The sequence below is a fragment of the Priestia sp. TRN 1309 genome, from assembly GCF_050846875.1.
In the GTDB taxonomy this organism is placed as follows: Bacteria; Bacillota; Bacilli; order Bacillales; family Bacillaceae_H; genus Priestia; species Priestia zanthoxyli.
Map to the genome: position 1 here is coordinate 408,898 of NZ_JBOZGM010000003.1, position 18,905 is coordinate 427,802.

General features: G+C 39.2%; 20 protein-coding genes. 5 read left to right on the forward strand and 15 right to left on the reverse strand.

Features of this window, described 5'->3' with window-relative positions; genetic code table 11:
- The first annotated feature begins 288 nt into the window (after positions 1-288).
- Entirely contained in the window at positions 289-1,011 is a 723-nt protein-coding gene (locus tag ACRPLQ_RS14265; RefSeq protein ID WP_432236133.1) for a hypothetical protein, read from the forward strand.
- Between the two features lie 184 nt (positions 1,012-1,195).
- Entirely contained in the window at positions 1,196-2,128 is a 933-nt protein-coding gene (locus tag ACRPLQ_RS14270) for an aldo/keto reductase (protein WP_025749635.1), read from the forward strand.
- 37 nt (positions 2,129-2,165) lie between these two features.
- Here the strand turns inward: ACRPLQ_RS14270 and ACRPLQ_RS14275 are convergent, their stop codons facing one another.
- Positions 2,166-2,519: a DUF4181 domain-containing protein gene (locus ACRPLQ_RS14275; protein ID WP_325076441.1), complete on the reverse strand. Its 354-nt coding sequence runs from the start codon at positions 2,517-2,519 to the stop codon at positions 2,166-2,168.
- Positions 2,520-2,551: 32 nt separating this feature from the next.
- The gene (locus ACRPLQ_RS14280) at positions 2,552-3,421 is read right to left on the reverse strand and encodes a LysR family transcriptional regulator (protein WP_098600129.1); all 870 of its coding nucleotides are present in this window, start codon (positions 3,419-3,421) and stop codon (positions 2,552-2,554) included.
- Between the two features lie 131 nt (positions 3,422-3,552).
- On the opposite strand from ACRPLQ_RS14280, the gene ACRPLQ_RS14285 reads away from it, so the two are divergent.
- Together ACRPLQ_RS14285 and ACRPLQ_RS14290 are read left to right on the forward strand one after the other, a co-directional pair.
- Complete coding sequence (locus ACRPLQ_RS14285; protein ID WP_325076440.1) at positions 3,553-4,227, forward strand: class I SAM-dependent methyltransferase; 675 nt, start codon at positions 3,553-3,555, stop codon at positions 4,225-4,227.
- Positions 4,228-4,792: 565 nt separating this feature from the next.
- Complete coding sequence (locus ACRPLQ_RS14290; RefSeq protein WP_325076439.1) at positions 4,793-5,848, forward strand: L,D-transpeptidase family protein; 1,056 nt, start codon at positions 4,793-4,795, stop codon at positions 5,846-5,848.
- 58 nt (positions 5,849-5,906) lie between these two features.
- Here ACRPLQ_RS14290 and ACRPLQ_RS14295 read toward each other — a convergent pair whose 3' ends face one another.
- A complete protein-coding gene (locus tag ACRPLQ_RS14295) occupies positions 5,907-7,838 on the reverse strand; it encodes a hypothetical protein (RefSeq protein WP_432236134.1) in 1,932 nt (643 codons plus the stop codon).
- 136 nt (positions 7,839-7,974) lie between these two features.
- Between ACRPLQ_RS14295 and ACRPLQ_RS14300 the strand changes: the two genes are divergently transcribed.
- Positions 7,975-8,568 carry a YdbC family protein gene (locus ACRPLQ_RS14300; protein ID WP_165635535.1) on the forward strand — a complete coding sequence of 198 codons (594 nt, stop codon included), beginning with the start codon at positions 7,975-7,977 and terminating at the stop codon, positions 8,566-8,568.
- Between the two features lie 32 nt (positions 8,569-8,600).
- Here ACRPLQ_RS14300 and rpiA read toward each other — a convergent pair whose 3' ends face one another.
- From rpiA to ACRPLQ_RS14360, 12 genes are all read right to left on the reverse strand, one after another.
- Positions 8,601-9,269, reverse strand: a complete 669-nt coding sequence (gene rpiA / locus ACRPLQ_RS14305) for a ribose-5-phosphate isomerase RpiA (RefSeq protein ID WP_033578214.1) — start codon at positions 9,267-9,269, stop codon at positions 8,601-8,603.
- 82 nt (positions 9,270-9,351) lie between these two features.
- The gene (locus tag ACRPLQ_RS14310; RefSeq protein ID WP_098113749.1) at positions 9,352-9,942 is read right to left on the reverse strand and encodes a hypothetical protein; all 591 of its coding nucleotides are present in this window, start codon (positions 9,940-9,942) and stop codon (positions 9,352-9,354) included.
- 309 nt (positions 9,943-10,251) lie between these two features.
- A complete protein-coding gene (gene murQ / locus ACRPLQ_RS14315) occupies positions 10,252-11,166 on the reverse strand; it encodes an N-acetylmuramic acid 6-phosphate etherase (protein WP_367078604.1) in 915 nt (304 codons plus the stop codon).
- 35 nt (positions 11,167-11,201) lie between these two features.
- Positions 11,202-12,095 carry a BadF/BadG/BcrA/BcrD ATPase family protein gene (locus ACRPLQ_RS14320; protein WP_367078606.1) on the reverse strand — a complete coding sequence of 298 codons (894 nt, stop codon included), beginning with the start codon at positions 12,093-12,095 and terminating at the stop codon, positions 11,202-11,204.
- A 4-nt stretch (positions 12,096-12,099) separates the two neighbouring features.
- Positions 12,100-13,188, reverse strand: a complete 1,089-nt coding sequence (locus ACRPLQ_RS14325) for a DUF871 domain-containing protein (RefSeq protein ID WP_098626058.1) — start codon at positions 13,186-13,188, stop codon at positions 12,100-12,102.
- Complete coding sequence (locus ACRPLQ_RS14330) at positions 13,185-13,520, reverse strand: PTS lactose/cellobiose transporter subunit IIA (protein ID WP_013055725.1); 336 nt, start codon at positions 13,518-13,520, stop codon at positions 13,185-13,187. Before ACRPLQ_RS14330 ends, ACRPLQ_RS14325 begins: the two co-directional genes overlap by 4 nt.
- Positions 13,521-13,537: 17 nt before the next feature.
- Positions 13,538-14,683, reverse strand: coding sequence for an anhydro-N-acetylmuramic acid kinase AnmK (anmK, locus tag ACRPLQ_RS14335; RefSeq protein ID WP_033578210.1), 1,146 nt, complete (start codon positions 14,681-14,683; stop codon positions 13,538-13,540).
- A 1-nt stretch (position 14,684) separates the two neighbouring features.
- Positions 14,685-16,001 carry a 6-phospho-beta-glucosidase gene (locus tag ACRPLQ_RS14340; protein WP_430079778.1) on the reverse strand — a complete coding sequence of 439 codons (1,317 nt, stop codon included), beginning with the start codon at positions 15,999-16,001 and terminating at the stop codon, positions 14,685-14,687.
- A gap of 16 nt (positions 16,002-16,017) precedes the next feature.
- Positions 16,018-16,284, reverse strand: coding sequence for a hypothetical protein (locus ACRPLQ_RS14345; protein ID WP_033578208.1), 267 nt, complete (start codon positions 16,282-16,284; stop codon positions 16,018-16,020).
- Between the two features lie 54 nt (positions 16,285-16,338).
- A complete protein-coding gene (locus ACRPLQ_RS14350) occupies positions 16,339-17,640 on the reverse strand; it encodes a PTS sugar transporter subunit IIC (protein ID WP_034269821.1) in 1,302 nt (433 codons plus the stop codon).
- An 80-nt stretch (positions 17,641-17,720) separates the two neighbouring features.
- A complete protein-coding gene (locus ACRPLQ_RS14355) occupies positions 17,721-18,026 on the reverse strand; it encodes a PTS sugar transporter subunit IIB (protein ID WP_028412249.1) in 306 nt (101 codons plus the stop codon).
- 14 nt (positions 18,027-18,040) lie between these two features.
- On the reverse strand, positions 18,041-18,895 hold the full coding sequence (locus tag ACRPLQ_RS14360) for a MurR/RpiR family transcriptional regulator (RefSeq protein WP_033578206.1): 855 nt from the start codon (positions 18,893-18,895) through the stop codon (positions 18,041-18,043).
- Positions 18,896-18,905 lie beyond the last annotated feature (10 nt).

Sequence of the window (18,905 nt, forward strand, 5' to 3'; positions counted from 1 at the left end):
ACCCATTTTATTTTAATTCTTCTATAGTTACAGTTAAGAAGTTCAAAACTACAAAAATTGACTAGTTAGATAATCCATAATACAAAACAAACACATTAACATGATACTAAATCTACCTAATAGGAAGTCCTACCTCCACCACAAATAACGTAAGATCCCTAATAATAGCTTATAGTCCTCTTGAAAATATTTTTAATTTAATGATCAAATTTCCTTTTATACTCTAATAATGGTTTACGAGTTCCCTAAATGAGGTATATATTGGGTACTATGAAGTCGTAAAGAGGTGTGGGATACTTGTCATTATTTTTAAAGTGGAAGCAAAAGAAGCAGGAAAAAGAAGTAGAGCGTGTTCTTAAGGAATCAATCTCAAAAAGAAAAGACTACTGGAACACAATTGGACATGTCGACGGAGACGTATTAACTCATTTGTTAAATCCCATGTTTTTTGGCGGGCCTGCTTGGCCGTCTGGACGTCAAACTTTTATTCGTGTTCAAAAAACAGAGACAGTTATTTTAGCAAGCGACGGCTTGTCCGATCCGTTTCAACTACCTGAAGAAAAGAGCCAAAGACAAGGAAAAGGATTAGAATTCTATATCGAATGCGATGATGAATCTCTTCGCGGACCTTTATCTGATATCCAGGATCACTGGGCATTTGACCTTCTTTATCAAATGAGTCAAAATGCTGCCGCTCATCCTAATATGCTAGAACTATTCATGAAGCATGATGTTCTTTCAATTGAATTTACGGATTTGGACGTACCGCCTCATTTTGTAAATAAAAATGGAGATATTGGTGTATTGCTAGGAGTTCAGTCTCCTTCTGTTTCAACTAGCCTCTCTTTACCTTACGAATCTATTAAACTGATTAGCATGAAGCTTCTTACACCAAACGAATTAGATTATGTGCGCGAACAAGGAGCGCAAGGACGCAGGCAGCTCGCTGAAACATTTCAGCTGTCAAAAAGCTATCATATTACCATGACTAAAAGAGAGTCTCTTATTTAAAAGAGGTTCTTTTTTTATTTCTGCTATTGAAATAGAGCCCTGTAGAATACACTCCTTATTTACGTGTAACTCAAGTTCACATACTTTTTTAAAGCTGCTTTTCATATGAGCGTACTATTTTTGATTCGTGGTATATTTTGCTATAGTAAAAAAGAAGATATAAAAAAGGAGATGGACGTTAGACATGGCAGAAAAAGTGCAGATTGGAAAATCCGAATTATATGTTAATCCTATTGGACTTGGAACAAACGCTGTAGGAGGACATAACTTATATCCTAACCTAAACGAAGAAGTCGGCAAAGACCTTGTTCATAAGGCGCTAGATAATGGCATAAACCTACTTGATACAGCGTTCATTTATGGTCCTAAACGTTCTGAAGAATTAATTGGCGAAGTGCTAAAAGAACGCGGGAATCGTGAAGAAGCGGTGATCGCTACAAAAGGAGCACATAAAATTGTTGGAGATGAAGTACTGCTAGACAATTCTCCTGCATTTTTAAAACAGTCGGTTGAAGATAGCTTAAAACGCCTTCAAACAGATTATATCGATTTATATTATATTCACTTTCCAGATAAAAACACACCTAAAGACGAAGCGGTTGGTGCATTAAAAGAATTAAAAGATGAAGGAAAAATCCGTTCTATTGGCGTATCGAACTTCTCGTTAGATCAGTTAAAAGAAGCAAATAAAGATGGTTATGTAGACGTAGTACAAGGGCAATATAACTTAATTCAGCGAGAAGCAGAAAACGATATTTTACCTTATACGGCTGCAAACCGCATTTCATTTATTCCATACTTCCCGCTAGCTGCTGGTTTACTTGCTGGGAAATATGATAAAAATACAAAGTTTAATGACCTGCGCGAAGATATGCCTCATTTTATCGGCGAAGCATTTCAGCAAAACCTAGAAAAAGTAGAGCGTCTTCGTCAAATCTCTAGCGCAAAAGGCGTAGAAGTAGCCCATCTTGTTTTGGCTTGGTACTTAACGCGCGATTCAATTGATGTATTAATTCCAGGAGCAAAACGCGCTGAGCAAGTACTTGATAACTTAAAAACATTAGATGTTCAGCTTACTTCTTCTGAAATTAAAGACATTGATCATATTTTTAAATAATATAAAAAGAGCTTTGCCATAGGTAAAGCTCTTTTTTCTATACAATTCCGCTGGCTAATAGAACAAAAGCCGTAAAGAAGAATCCCATCTGTACAAAGCTTGTTACGTATTCTTTTGTTTCTTGTTTATATTTCCATTCATCTATGCTTTTCAGCAAAATATGCATGCCTAAAAACCAACAAGTCACGATATAAGGCTCTACAACCATAAAAATCATATCGAGTACTAGAAAAAGAACAAAAGCTACCATGACATATTTATCCCATCGGCCTAAAGCTAGACTTTCATACTCATATTTGCCCCAAAATTTGCTCCGAGGGATATCAAGGACTTTTCTTAAAATAAAGTCTGCTAATACCGCTGCTGCTACAAGTATTATTAATATATACATCGCCACTCTCCCTTCCTTTTTATGGTATCATTTCAGCTCGTTTCTGTTAAGGTCTCAGCTACAAAGTGCTTAAACTGCTTTGTTTCTTCCGTTTCACCTTTTGTTACGATATACGTATGTGAAGAAGGCCGGATAATTTTTTGCTGTGAAATCATGCTTAACGTTTGATTGTCAATTTCCTTTTTTACCATAGAAAACGGCAAATAAGATACGCCTAGACCTTCTTCAATAAAGCGCTTTGTAATTTCTACTTGCGTCACAGGAAGCAGCTGAATATGAGGATAACAAGCCTTGATTTGAAGGAGTAAATCTTCCCAATAAACAGGATGATTATTCGTAAGCAGCCGGTAGGAAGATAACAGCTCCTGTTCCGTACGTGCCTCTGCAGAAAATGGTGCAACTAAGACTGCTTTTTCTTTATGAATTAATTCATATAAAACGTCTGCCTGACCTGGAAGCATCCTTGTTAATCCAATATCTGACCTTCTGTCGCTGATGTCTTTTCCCACTTGAAACGAATTTGTGATATTAACCGTTACTTCAATATGGGGATATCTCTCTACAAATTGTTTGATAAGGCTTGGTAAAACAGATGCTGCTATTTGAGGGGCAGCGGATATAGTCAGTTTTCGGTTATATCCTTGCTTCCATAACTTAAAATTCCCTACTCCTTCTTCGTATGCCCTCACCATTTTTTGAGCATGAGGCAAAAAAAAGCGTCCGGCCTCAGTCAGCGCGATATATTTACCTTTTTTTTCAAAAAGCTCAGCGCCTAGCTCTTGCTGAAGTCGCTGAATATGCTTTGATACAGCAGGCTGCGTTAAAAATAAATCTTCAGACGCTTGTCTGAAATTTTCATAAGAAGCCGCTATGATGAATGTTTTTAACCATTTGATCTCCATTTTCTTCTCTCCATCTCTTTCTATTCATAACAAACTGGAATCAATACTGCTTATTTTTGTTTATTTTCTTTTCTGCCAAACTTCTATACGATATATGTATCTCAATATTACCAAATAAAGGAGCTGTAAAAATGAAAAATAACGTGAAAGAAAAATTTAATGCTCATGCTTCTCAGTACGATGAGCAGCGCCGCAAACTTATTCCTTGTTTTTTTGATTTTTATTCCATTCCCGTTTCTCTTCTTCACTTTTCAAATAAGCCGCTTCGCGTACTTGATATCGGAGCAGGTACAGGATTGTTTTCTTCTTTTGTCAAAGAAAAATACCCAGATGCTCATTTCACGTTGATTGACGTGTCAGATCAAATGCTTGAAAAAGCCAAGGAGCGCTTTAAAAACGAACAGCACATGGAATTTATTGTATCAGATATAACAAGCTACGAATTTGAACACTCATTCGACATTGTAATTTCGTCACTTGCTATTCATCATTTAGAAGACGAACAAAAGCAAAAGCTGTATGGTCAAATTTATAATTTGCTGCATACAGGAGGAATCTTTATTAATGCCGATCAAGTATTAGGCCATTCTTCCATTATTGAAGAGTTATATAAAAAAGACTGGAGTGAAAGAATTGCCGCAAGCGGATTAACTCATGAGCAAATTGAGGCTGCGCATGAACGTACAAAGTTAGATAAAATGACAACTTTACATGATCAGTTAAATTGGCTAACAGCAAGCGGGTTCAGCACGGTGGATTGCATCTATAAATTTTTTAATTTTGTTGTAATGTATGCTCAAAAATAACGGTTTAAAAACTACTTGTCTCTTTGCAAGTAGTTTTTTTACTCTGTTCCTCCCTATATTCGAATAAGAATATTTATCTATTTCCACAAAACTACGCATACTTCTTTTCCAGTTTCGTATATCTAATAATAGCTTCGTTCTCCTGAACTTTTGAATTTTTTGTACATAAAACCCATATAAAGTATTTTTATACTATTTTATGTCTTTTTATGGTATAAAAAATACAACTATGTTACAATATGATTACAAAACAATCTGTACAACGCTTTCATTTCTTTACACGAAAATAAAGAACTGGAAAGGATGTGATGCTTATGTAAATATGAATCCGCTAGATTAGTAAACTTATATTCTTAAAGTTGTACAAAGCATCAAGAAAAACTTAGTTATTCTTATTATTATAAATTCCCGCTAGTAAAGTCTTTCTACTTAATGATTTCCTTATTAAGCTTATACATACAGGTATAGAAAATGCAGCTATTCGTCTTTTATTTTATTAGTGAAGAATTTATAGCACTGCCGCACCATACGTTTTTCATTAATGCAGCCTAAGGAGGCGCAGCACATGGCAAATAGAATATCAAGAACAACAATCGTACTCATAGCGGCTATCCTAGCTCTAGCCTGCTTGTTTGTAGGGGTTCCAAAAACAGAAGCTGCTTCAACACCATCTCATTTAATTATCATTAACAAAGCAACAAATAAACTGGCTTATTACCAAAATGGTTCACTTGTCCGAACGTTTTCAGTAGCAACAGGACGCACGCAGTCTCTTACACCAGAGGGCCATTTCAAAGTAGTGAATAAAATTGTCAATCGCCCTTATTACTCAGGGAACATTCCTGGTGGAGACCCTAGAAATCCTCTTGGCAACCGCTGGCTGGGTCTAAATGCAAGAGGTACATACGGCACAACGTATGCTATTCATGGAAATAATAATCCTGCTTCCATCGGCAAATATGTAAGCAGCGGATGCGTTCGTATGTACGATGAAGAAGTGGCATGGTTATTTAGTAAAGTGACCGTCGGTACACCGGTTGTGATTACAACTTCTTCTAAATCATTTAATGACATTGCAGCAGTAAACGGGTACAACGTTTCTGGAAACTCAGGTTCTACTCCAGCTCCTTCTACAGGGACTGTTTTAAAGAAAGGCAGTAAAGGAAATGCAGTTAAAGAACTTCAACAGAAGCTAACTTCACTTGGCTATAACACAAAAGGTACGGACGGTGTGTTCGGTGCCAATACAGATTCAGCTGTGCGTAAGTTCCAAAAAGACCACGGCTTAACGGCTGACGGTATTGTTGGGCCGGCGACGTATAAAGCTTTAGGAAACCCTGGAACCAACCCGACACCAACAAATCCGACAAATCCAAAGCCAACAAATCCACCAGCAGATACAACAATTAACACAAAACAAACGCTTAAAAAAGGAAGCAAAGGCAGCAATGTTCAAGCTCTTCAAAAGAAGTTAACAGCACTTGGCTATAATACAAAGGGTACGGACGGTATTTTCGGCGCCAATACAGAAGCCGCTGTGCGTAATTTTCAAAAAGACAATAAGCTAGCAGTTGACGGCATTGCCGGACCTAATACGTTAACTGCTATTTCTAAACGCTAATAGAGCCTGAAATCAGGCTCTGTTTTTTTATTTATAAACTTCTTTTTACATTAACTCCTTAATGAACCATTACCCCGTCTTTCTTTTCTATCACATACTTAATTAATTGATAAACGGTTCTCATAAGAATTTGCTGCTGATAGATATCGTTTTTGGCGGGAATCACACTTTCTATCACCCTGCTATATTTATAAGGCTGATCGTCTTCTTTTTCTTTATAAAGAGCTAGCCAGTCCTTACGGGGATTTTTAAGCAGCTGTTCGTTAAAATAGGAATAAACGACGGTTGCGAACTCACCTGCCAACTCTTGAATAACCTGCTGTCGGTCGGTGACCGAATGATAAGTACTTGACCATCCGGACGGCTGACTTAAAAAATGCTCATACACAGATGAAATAACGGCGGACGCAATAGCTGGTACCGGTCCTTCATTCTCTCCTAAGGAAATGTTTAAACACGTTTCTCTGTCCATATAAGGAATGTTCAGCGACTCCATTGCTTCATAAAAAGCCTGCGAGACAGTCAAGTTTAAATAAATAGGATGCAGCTCTTGCTGCTTTTTTCTCGTTTCTGATACTAAAGCTGTCTTTAAGTCTTTATACAGAAAGTGACTCTCTTCGGATTCTTCGTGTACACATTCTAAAATAGACGTATTCCCTACTGTTAAATAGTAATGAAGCTGCTTTCTCATAAGAGGTGAAACGCTTTTAAGCGCACCATCTATAATTTTAGCCATGGCATGTTTTTTAGCATAACCCGTACGGCAGCTTGGAGAGGTAAGCAAATCTCCGTGTGTAACACAAACGTTTACCTTAGCACCGTGCCCATGTACGATGAGCTGCTGAAGAAATTGAATATCTAATTCTTTAAGCCCATGATGTACGTATAAAATAGAAGCTGCTTGTTTAAAAGAATCGTGGATGGTGCCCGTATATTCAACAGATGGATGCTCGCAAATCGCTACCCCTTTTTTAAAAGAAAAAGGGCCGAAAACTTCAATTCTACGAAACAATGGATAAATAAGGCGTCCGTTATTTTCTTCTTCTTCATTTGTTAGCGGATCAAAGAAAGACAGCTCTTTTGCTGTGAGACGGCAGGATATTGGCCAGTCGTCTTCTCCTATTTCCCACGTTCCTTCCTTGTATTCTCTCAACCGAGATTCAATTGCCAGAAGCATTTGCTCAGTGATCTTCCTACATTCAAGCCGCTTATGCCATACCTCTGCAAAATCTCTTCCTTCTTGATCAACAGCGTCTTTTACTATTTCACTTTCTCGTTTAATTGCATCTACAAATTGTTTGAATGAACTATTTTCGTCGCTCATTCTTAAAGGAACATCATCATTAAAATAACGGGCTTTGTATGGGATATCTCCCAAAAGAGCGCGCAGATTAAAAGAGGAATCTCCGTGTAATAATTCAAAGACCAAGTCATAATCCGTGCCTCCTTCAGCATACACTTCAGCGCTTCTTAGTAGGATATTCTCCACTTTCCTTTGCACTTCACTTCGCGTAAAAAAAGAGACGGCAGCTTCATAGTGTTGAGAATCCTTCACCTTATACGTAGCAGAATAAGCGCCTTTACTGCCTATTCCTAGAAAGCCGCACTCCTTTTTTATACCAAGAAGCTGGCGGATTAAAGATGTTTTGCCGCTTCCTTGTTCTCCTATTACATGAACGTACTCATACTCGCTGTCAATTTGTTCGCTTGTCTTTTTTTCAATATCGTCATAAAAAGCATTCACTACTCGTTCATCATATCTTGCTTTTGCTCTTCCTTTTGCAGTACTTGTCCAAAAATCCTGCACTCTCAGCAGTTCATTCATCTCTTCAACCAACATGTCAATTTCATCGTGTTGCTCTGTATACATAAACCGTTTAACAAACGGGTGCGATCTTCCTCTTTCATCTTTTTTAAACGGATGTTGAAACATAATTGACCAGCCTTTTCGCATAGGAGATTGACAGGCTTTTGCACGAAAAACTTTCATTCATTTCCCCTTCTTTCCCTAACATTGTCCTATTTGAAATGTATGGCTTTTAAAGGGGGGATATGTCTATCATTTTCCTCTTTTTAGAAGGATTTTCCCTTCATTTATCGAAGTAATTAATTGAGGTGATGGGAGAATGTTGACAAAAATTGTGAAATGCAGCATACCGACTGATAAAAAAGCATCTTTTTCATATACGCAACAGCATTGGGCTGCTCTTGCGCACGTGAATGGTTTCATTGGCCAATTAGGGGGTTGGAACGTGGAAGATGAAACAGATGCTTGTATTCTAGCTCTGTGGGAAGATGGAACAACTTATCAAGAATTCATGAAGCATACTCATGATTCTATTTTTTATAAAAGCAAGCAGGATCAAACATATACGAATTTGGACGTTTCAACATCAGATCCGTCCTACTTCATCGGAGCACGCTACAATTATTATAGAAGCAGTGCCATTGAAAGCTGTTATTTAGTAAAAACGGAAATTGAAGTCGATTTTTACGACAAAGAAGATATCCATGACATGGTAAAAAGCTTGATAAATCCTTCTTATCGCTGTTTATCTCACGTTGTATCACCAATCGAGCATAGCAAGCTTGTCATTTTTTCATTATACGGATCTGCTTGTCCGCAAAAAACAATTGATACCTTCGTTCATCCAAATGTACTGAACGCGTCTCAATACATATACCAATTAGAGAAAAATTGGAACGTTCTTTCCAATTAAAAAATAGAAGCCTAGGCCCGACGCCAAAGCTTCTATTTTTTTATGATATGAACCTCTTGATTTTGTACGGTAATGACTTCCTCCGTCATTCCTACAAACAAACCGCTTTCTACTACGCCTGGAATCATTGTAAGCTGTTTTTCCAGCAAAGCAGGATTTTCAATTTCTGAAAAATGGCAGTCTAGAATATAATTTCCGTTATCGGTGATAAACGGCGTATGATCATCTAAAAGCCTAAGCTGCGGTACACAACCTGCACTGCGAATATGCTTCGCCGTCATTTCCCAGCCAAAACGTATAACTTCAACAGGAAGAGGAAAAGCTCCTAGCGTCTTCACTATTTTCTTAGAATCCGCAATCACGATAAATCGCTTCGCTGCGTACGCAATCATTTTTTCTCGAAGCAGCGCGCCTCCTCCTCCTTTAATTAAAGAAAGCTCGCTATCCACTTCATCCGCTCCGTCAATTGCTATATCAATATATTCAACATCCGCTAAGGTAACAATAGGAATACCTAGTTTCCTTGCCAGTTCTTCTGTTTTTTGAGAGGTAGGAACCGCTTTGATGTTTAATCCATTTTTTACTCGTTCACCTAGTTTGACAATTGTATAATAAGCTGTTGAACCTGTTCCTAGCCCTACAATCATTCCATCTTCAACAAATTGTGCTGCTTTTTCACCAACTGCTTGTTTTTCAATCATACGAAGGCCTCCTTACTCATATTGTACCCGTTTACATAAAAAAGCAAAAGCATTATGAATCCTTACGAAAAAACTCAGCTGACTATTCAGCTGAGTTTTTTTGAAACTGTGTATTTAGAAGAATTTTTTCTACCCAATACTGCTGTTTTGTACTGTTTGTCTGTTCGCTGCTTTTTAGTTCAAACGTATAGTAAATATACCTGCTTGAATAATCATCATTCACATAAGCATGATAAATGCTATGCTTTCCATCTCTTGTTTGTTTTTTCACATAAATCGTTGCATTTTTACCTTTTAACATGTAATCAGGCTGAAACGCATCCATTTTTTTTTGAGCTGCTTTGCTTTTTTTCTTAGAAAATAAAGCCGTTATTTTCCCAGCATTGTATGAATCATTTTCCTTCGTTGATGCTGTCCATACTTCACTTTCATCTTCACTGCTTTTATAAGAAGATTTATGAATAACATACTGAAGCGGAAACCACATGCTATATTGATTGGTATCCGAAGTAAATAATTCAAATCCATTGTCTGTTTGTTCATGATCGACCAAAAACGTACTCGTAAACTTATCTGCCTGGGCTTCACTTTTAAATTTCCCGCTTTGAAACAGCCAAATTCCTACGGCAATGACCAATGCTCCAGCTACTGATGCGGCTTTTTTTCGATCCATTGTTTCCACACACCTTTTAATACCCCTTTAACTTTCGATAATACCATATTCATGTTTACATCGTCATAAGGAGAAATAACCAAAGGATTATCAAAGCGCACATGCTAATTTAACTAGAGAAAATAAACTTTTTTACAATAGTAAATTTGATAACAAGCGCTGAGCTAACAGCCGGTTTGCTTTGCCCGGCTCTATCGTATACGTTATTAATTCCTGCTCGCAAAATGATTAGACCGAATTCACCCACATACATTGTGCAAAAAATGTACTCAACAAAAAAAGAAGTGCTGTATGCACTTCTTTTAGGGGTTAATCTTTAGTCGACTGTTCCTTTGCTTCTGCAATGGCTTTTTTTAAACGTCCGTCATGTTTAGCAAGCAACCGGTGCACTTCATCACCTTCTATAGAAGTAAGAAGCGCAAGGATAGCGGCTTTTGGCGTTTTGTATGTTTGTAAACTTTCGGCTGCCTCTTCTGATGAGACGCCTGTTAGTTCTGCAATAATATTTTTAGCACGCTGGACGAGTTTATCATTAGTCGGCTGTACGTCTACCATTAGATTGCTGTAGACTTTACCAATTTGAATCATAGAAGCCGTCGTCAGCATATTAAGAACAAGCTTTTGAGCAGTTCCGGCTTTCATTCTGGTAGAACCTGTTACAACTTCCGGGCCTGATTCTGCTACTATTGCATAGTTTGCTTCTTGTTCCATAGCTGATTGAGGAGAATTTACAACGCAGCCCGTTACTGCCCCCAGGCTGTTTGCATACGCAAGCGCTGAGAGTGTATAAGGCGTTCTTCCACTTGCAGCTATACCTACAAGAATATCTTTATTTGATAAATTAATCGCTTTCAAATCTTCTATCGCTTGTTTCTTATTATCTTCTGCTCCTTCTAACGCGTGCCGGAGCGCCTTGTCTCCCCCGGCTATGATCCCAATTACTTGTTCGGCAGGTGTACCGAATGTTGGTACACATTCAGATGCATCTAACACGCCTAGCCGCCCGCTTGTACCTGCTCCGATATAAATCAGACGTCCTCCTTGTTTAAAAGCACTGACAATTTCATCTACTAACAAAGCAATAACAGGCAGCACCTTATTGATTGCCTGAGGCACTTGGTGATCTTCTTCATTAATTTTTTTTACAATTTCCAGGCTTGATAATTCATCAATGTTTAAAGTTTGCGGATTGCGTTTTTCTGTTAAGATATGATTTAAGTTCACTGTGATCCCCTGCCTTTTCCACGATCATTTTTTCTCTATTTATACTCTTTCATGAACAGCTGATAAGCTCCTTTAGCAGATGATACTCGCTGTGTTGCCCACTGGATATGCTTTATTTCTTTCTCACATGCTTTTTTATAAACATCAAACACTTCTGGAATTTCCGTTAAAATGCTGCCTTTGCATGCCAGCAAGCTGCTCCCTTCAAACCGCTGTTTCTTATACAAATGAAGAGTCATGTTTGCAAGGTTCTTTCCAGCCCGTTGAAGAATGTCACTTGCTTCTTGTTTATAATTTCTCGCTTGATTTACAACAAGCGGAGTGAGTGAAGCAACTTCTGATTTAGGAGATGAATAGACAAGCTTTTTTATATCGTGTATGGTATCTGCTTTTACATGTTGCAAGATTGTCTGACTAAGGCTGCCGTACGGACGGTTTTGATCATGCTCTTTCGTCAGCAATATCAGTGCTTGAAGACCAATCCAATATCCGCTTCCTTCATCTCCAAGAAGGTGTCCCCACCCTCCACCGTATTCATACACTCCATCTTTTTTACCAATGCTGACGGCTCCAGTTCCTGCAATGGTTAAAATCCCGTCTTTTCCATGCAGTAGTGCTTCATGTGCAATCATGGCGTCATCATATAAACCTACTTCTACTTGATAACGATTATAAAAATATCTTTTTATTTCTTCTTTGGATAATGCTTTACTTCCAGCAAGTCCTAGTGAAATGCCTTTACATGTATGACCAGCAAGCTCAGTTTTGCACGCCATAATACATTCATCAATATGAGTAATAGCCGTGTTGTAATTAATGAGTAAATTGCCGTAATCGCTTTTTGAAGCAGCGAGCTGTTGGCCGTCTAAGCTGTACGCAACGGCTTCTGTTTTTGTTCCCCCGCCGTCAATACCAATAATATAGTCCATTTCATCACCGCTCACAAAAAGCAAATTTATCCCATGGCTGCAGTTCATTTAATAAGAAAATTTCCTCTTCCGCAATGCGGCCTACTACGTTTGTTTTACCTGAGTTCTCCATGTCTAACAGCGCAATTTGCAGCTCTCCTTTGTACTGACCGTAGAGTTCATTTTCTATTAAAATATCGCCTCTTCGAATGGAAGGAGTATGCGTAGGCTTGAATTCTTCTTTTTTATATTTTACTCGGCTTTGCGTAGAGCGAATTAAATAATCCGATACGTCTCCACGGTAAAAATGAAACTCTTCTAGCACAATTTTTTTCTCAAGCTCGGTAATCGTATCATACAGGTTCACATTAAAGGTAAAGCGCTCTTGCTGAACAACATCACGCAGCGCCTTCATTTCTTCTTCTGATGCATAAGCATTCGCAATGATTGCACAATCAATTAATCCCGTTTTAAAAAGATGCTTAGCCTGCACGTCGATCGGAAGCGTGCGATGCATTTCAAGCGTACAAAGTCCTTCAGTAACAGGCCACGGTCCAAAAGTAGCGCTTGGTGAATTAATAAACGCTGCTGTTTCAAGGTTATGTTCTTTAAACAACGCTGAACACTTCATAAAGTGATCATACGACAATCCCGCATATCGATGAGGATAGAAGTTGTGCGACCCCAATAGCTGTTTTCGATTCGGCTGGTAACTTAAAATATTATCAACATACTTTGTTGCATTACTCATATTAATTTCAATTTTTAAGCCGTATGGATTAAAGGTCATAATGGACTCTTCATTTCCCGTATAGCCTAGATCAAGACGAATAGCATAAGCCCCTAATTCTTGAAAAAAAGATAGATCATCATAAGAAATGCCAAGCGCTCCAAATACGCGAGGAGCGATATCCACTACTACTTCCATCTCTAGCTCATTGGCAAACTCAATGATTTCTTTAAAATTTGCCATTACTTTTTTCTGATCGCCTTCAACAGAAAGCAAGCACGTAAAAATGCGGGTAAATCCGTATTGATGCGCAAGTGCTATATACGCTTTATCTTTTTCCACAGTCGAATGTTCCGGATAAATCGCAATACCTAGCTTTTTCATTGATTTTCGCCTTCTTTTTTAAATTTTTTAATAAGCTTAATCATATGTTCAATTAATTTTTGCTCTGAAATAGCCGTCATTAAATGATCTTGTGCGTGAATTAAAAGCAGCGACTTTTCAATTGTTTTTCCGTTCAATTCACGTTGAATAAGCGCAGTTTGCGTTTTATGAGCATGACTGAGCTCTTCTTGAGACTGCTTTAAAAGTTCGTCAGCTTTATTAAAATCATAATCTTCAGCTGCTTCTAACGCTTCATATGCCAGTGACCTAGCATTTCCTCCGTATGCAATAAGTTCAAAAATTTCATTTTCCATATTTGCTGCTTCTGTCATTTCTTCCATCCCCTTTTTTATAGTGGTGCAGGCGTAATGTTTCCTAATATTACAGGAGACAAAGCACCAGTTGCACTTGGTACATTGCTTGGATAACCTGCAAGTGTTTCATTTGCGAGCACCGCAAAAGCTACGGCTTCTTTTGCTTCTGAAGACATCCCTATTTCTTCTTGTGTATACACACTGCAGCGCTTCCCTAGCTTGGCTTTAATCATATTCATCAGCGTATTGTTATAACTTCCGCCTCCTCCAATAATCACTTCGTCAATAGAATAGGCAGGAAAAATAAATGTTTCATAGTGATGTACAATGGATGATGCCGTGAACATGGTAATCGTAGCTAGCAAATCTTCTTTTTTATGGTTGCTATATTTCTCTAGCAGTCTCCTTGTGTACTGTGTACCGAACAGCTCTCTTCCCGTCGATTTAGGAGGAGAAAGATTCATGTAATCATGGTTCATACAGTCTTCTAAAAGCTCTGAAATAATAGTTCCTCCAGCTGCTAAACACCCATTTTCATCAAATGAAACATGAAAAAGCTGCTGACACGCTTCATCTATCATCATATTTCCCGGCCCCGTATCAAAAGCTACTACGGGTATAGGAGAGTGTTTTGGCGGAATCAACGTTACATTCCCAATACCTCCAATGTTTTGAAGCAGCCTTGTACGGTCAGCGTGGCTGTACAAAATTCGTTCGGTGTGAGGAACTAACGGAGCACCTTGCCCGCCCGCTGCCATGTCCATCACTCTGAAGTTTGCCACTACCTTCGTTTTAGTTTCATAGGCAATAACAGCGGGCTCTCCAATTTGGAGTGTAGACATCGCTGTATTTCCTGAAGCATACGGCTGATGGTAAATGGTTTGACCATGCGATCCGATGACATCTACTTGTTCAAGAGAAAACCCGGCTTCTTGGCACACTCTTTTCACTGCATCTGCAAACGCGTAGCCAAGTTTAAAATTCAAGCTGCAGATCAGCTGTACATTTGAATGTTCGAGAGAAAGCGCCTGTTCAATTTCTTTTTTTAACGGCGGTGAAAACGGCATGGTAATGAACTGAAGAAGCTTAACTTTACTTCCATAGCCGCTTCCTTCAATCTCCACAAGAGCTGCATCAATTCCGTCCAGTGACGTTCCTGACATAAGTCCAACAGCATACATACTACGCATTCACTTCCTTAAAAAAAGCGGGTAAATACTTGCGATGAGCTTGAAGCAGTTCGTCTAAGACCGCCTTAGCCAGTTCGTCACTTGGAACAAGCGGATTAATGGTCAGGGCAACCAGCGCTTTTTCGTAAGATCCTGTAACCGCGGCTTCTGCTCCTACTCGTTCAAACGATTTAATTTGCTGTACGAGTCCATTCACTTCTACCGGAAGTTCACCGACAGCGAGTGGTACTGGTCCTTGCTTTGTTACAACACAGTTTACTTCAACCGCAGATTCGTTTGGCAGTGAAGAAATGGCGCCATTATTTCTTACATTTAATGTTTGAATATCACCTTTATCGTTATAAATGGATGAAATTAAATTACATGCGGCATCGCTGTAGTAAGCGCCTCCTCGTTTTTCCAGCTGCGGAGGCTTACTTTCTAGATTTGGGTTTTTGTAGAGTTCAAAAAGTTCGGCTTCTAATGCTTTGACCACTTCAGCGCGCGTAGTACCTGAATGAAAGGCCAAAAGCTCTTCTGCTACTATTTCTTTTGTTTTATAGTAGTAGCGGTGATAAGGACATAAAATCACGCCAAGAGCTTCCAAAAAATCCGGTTGCCACGGAATAGGAGCTATGTTTCTCATTGTTACTTGAGACTTTGGATCACTTAAAAGTTGAATGACTTCTTGCGTTACTTCCTTTCCTTTTGCATACACATGCAGCCCATATACCAAGTGATTTAACCCTGCAAATTCAATGTGCACATCTTCTTTTTCGATTTGAAGCAAGCTGGCGATTGAGTTTGTCATATGTACAGGCAGGTTACAGACTCCTACTACTTTAGAATGCTTTCCGTAGCGAAGCAGCGCCTCCGTTACCATACCGGCAGGGTTTGTAAAATTAATAAGCCAGGCGTTTGGACAAATTTCGTGTATTTCCTCGGCAATTTTCAACAAAACCGGGATTGTTCGCAAGCCCTTAAATAATCCTCCCGCCCCGTTTGTCTCTTGACCAATCATTCCGTACTTAAGAGGGATGCGTTCATCTTGAATACGCGCATCAAGCTGGCCTACTCTAAGCTGTGTCGTTACAAAATCAGCATTTATTAACGCTTTTTTTCGATCAAGCGTTAAATGAATTTCCATATCAACACCTGCTTTTTTGACCATTCTTCTAGCAAGTGCTCCTACAATTTCAAGCTTCTCTTTTCCTTCTTCAACATCTACAAGCCACAGCTCTCGAATTGGAAGCTCATTGTACCTTTTAATAAACCCTTCGACCAATTCAGGCGTATAGCTTGATCCTCCCCCTATTGTCACTACTTTCATTCCTTGCCCCTCCTTGTTAAAAAACGGCTAAATATGTAACGGCTGTGCACCCTGCCCCGAGCAAAACAAAGCGTATACAAACAGCGGTTTTAGATAAAGCTGCTGTTGAAAGCCGAATAGAAATAAATGTTGTAAGCAACGCTGCTGACAGACTTGTAATGGCAAATAAACTATGCTGCGCTGACAAACCAGCATACTGCAGCAAAGGTGTAAAAATAACGTTACAAAGAACCATGGTCAACAGAAATAAAAACACGGTTTTATATCGAAATCGAACAAACATTGATCTTCACTCCTATTAAAGAGATAGAAGCCAAACAAGTTGGCTTCTCTTTCTTTACATTTGAACTGAGCTATCGGATGGTGTAACCGTTGCTTCATCGCTTCTTTCCATTTCAACCATCTTTCGGTCGTACATTTTAAAGAACGGAAGATAAATCACAACAGAAATAGCAATATTGACAACGACCAGTACAACCGCCCGCCAGTCTCCTCCGGTCGATAGATATGCCCCAATCGGCGCCGGGAGCGTCCAAGGAACCATTACGTATGTTGGAGTAATAAGGCCTGTCGCCGTTGCTGCGTATGAAATGATCGTTGTAATAATCGGGATGATAATAAAAGGAATAATTAAAATAGGATTTAAGACAATTGGCAAACCGAAAATAATTGGTTCGTTAATATTAAAAACCGCTGGAATAAAAGATGTCCTAGAAAGCGCTTTCGAATATTTAGATTTTGAGAAAACCAGCATTGCTAAAGCAAGGCCTAGCGTTGCTCCAGATCCTCCGATCCAAACAAACCATTGAAAGAACGTTTCGGGTGCAATATACGGGAGCGTTGAAGCTCCGTCTGCTACCGCTTCAGCATTTTTCGCTAAATATACTTCCCATACAGGCCGTGCCACTGTCCCAACAACTGAGACGCCGTGAATACCAAATGACCAGAAAAACGTAATTAAGAAAACCGGTATTAATACTCCTGCTAAACTATCTCCTGCCTCTACAAGCGGAGCAACTAGTTTATCAACTAAATGATGAAGATCGATACCTAAAACAATTGTAATAATGGTCATAAGTACAACAACAATCGCAACTGGAATTAGCGCTTCAAAAGACCTCGATACCGAAGGTGGCACTTGCTCCGGCATTTTAATGGTGACATTTTTTGCTTTACAAAACCTGAGAATCTCTACTGATAAAATCGATACAATCATCGTCACAAATAAACCATGTCCTCCAAGGTTGGTCATTGGAAGCATAAACCCTTCTTCTTCAATCAGCTTTGGAGTCACCGTAAGAAGCAGTGCAGCAACTGCAATTTGTGCTCCTGACAGTGGATCGAGATTATAGCTTTTGGACAAGTTATACCCTATCCCAAAGGCTATATATAAAGACATAATAAACATCGTTACGCGATACGGTATTAAAATGTTGGCGCTGTTATCAGCTGCCCATTTCGCAATTGTGCTATCTTGCGGCACAGGCGGAAATGCTAAAATTAAGAAAAAACTTCCGATAATGATAAACGGCAAAGCGGAAATAACACCATCACGAATGGCTTGAAGATGCCGCTGTTCTGATAACCTGGCCATGGGTCCCGATAAATTGTTCTCTAAAAACGACACAAATTTGCTCATATACCCTTTCCCCCTCTATATTCTCCCCTTGTGTAATAAACCCCTTATTTATTTAAAAAGCAGGAAGAAACCTGCTTTCCTCAGCTAACGAGCTGTTGAACCGTTTTATAAAGCGTCGGACCTCCAAGCGGCGTATAAGCCTGGGGCGGAATGGGCCCGCATGGAACAGAAGCTTTATCCGCTTCCGCTTTCACTGCGTTAAACCGGTGACGAATCTGCGGTGCAACCATTACAACGTCCCAGCCCTTTTGAATTTCCTCTGCCACTTCATTTGTCCCAATTGCCAGCACTTCCATATCCGTTCCGTGCTTTTGTGCTTCTGTTTTTAATGCTTTCACCACAATCGCACTTGACATTCCTCCAGAACATACAAACAATACCTTCATTTTCTCGTTTCCCCCTACCTCTTAATTTTTTGAATTACATTATGTGTATCGATTATGCGTTCAAACACTTGATTGCCTTTTTGAATACATAACCGTATAAACATCGCATCTACAATGGCTAGCTGAGCAATACGAGCGCTCATCGTTCCAATTCGAATATGCTGCTCTTCTACTGAAATAGTCAGCAGAATATCAGCTAATCTAGAAGCTGGCGATGAGCCGTGCTGCGTTAGCAAAATAACCGCTGCCCCTTTATCTTTGGCTATTTGCATCAGCTCCACCACTTCTTTTGTTTGACCGGAAGTCGATACTACAAACAGCACGTCATCTTTTGTCATATTCGTAGCCATCACCATTTGAACGTGACTGTCTAATGAAAACAGCGCTGAAATATCAATTCGAAGCAGTTTATACTGCGCATCGAGCGCAACTACAGATGATCCCCCTGCTCCGTATAAAAACACTCGCTTCGCTCTATGAATAGCTTCCGCAGCTGCATCAATTGCAGAAGAGCTCACTAAACGACTCGTGTTCATAAGTGCGCTCATACTTTTGCTCATGACTTTTTCAAGCACGGCTTCGGTCTCATCTTCAAAATTAACTGGAAGATTCGGCAGCTGCTCGTTATTCACCTTATGGGCATCTTTTGCTAATTCAATCTTTAATTCTTTAAAACTATTAATCCCTACACGCTGACAAAAGCGGATAATCGTAGCTTCGCTGCACTGACACTGCTTAGCTAGCTGTTTGGTCGTTAAGTTCAACGTGGTCGTAGGATTTTCTAACACGTAATCAGCTACTCTTCCTTCAGCAGGACTGTAATGATTCATTTGTGCATCGATTAAAGTAAGTACGGAAAATTGGCGCATGAATTCCTCC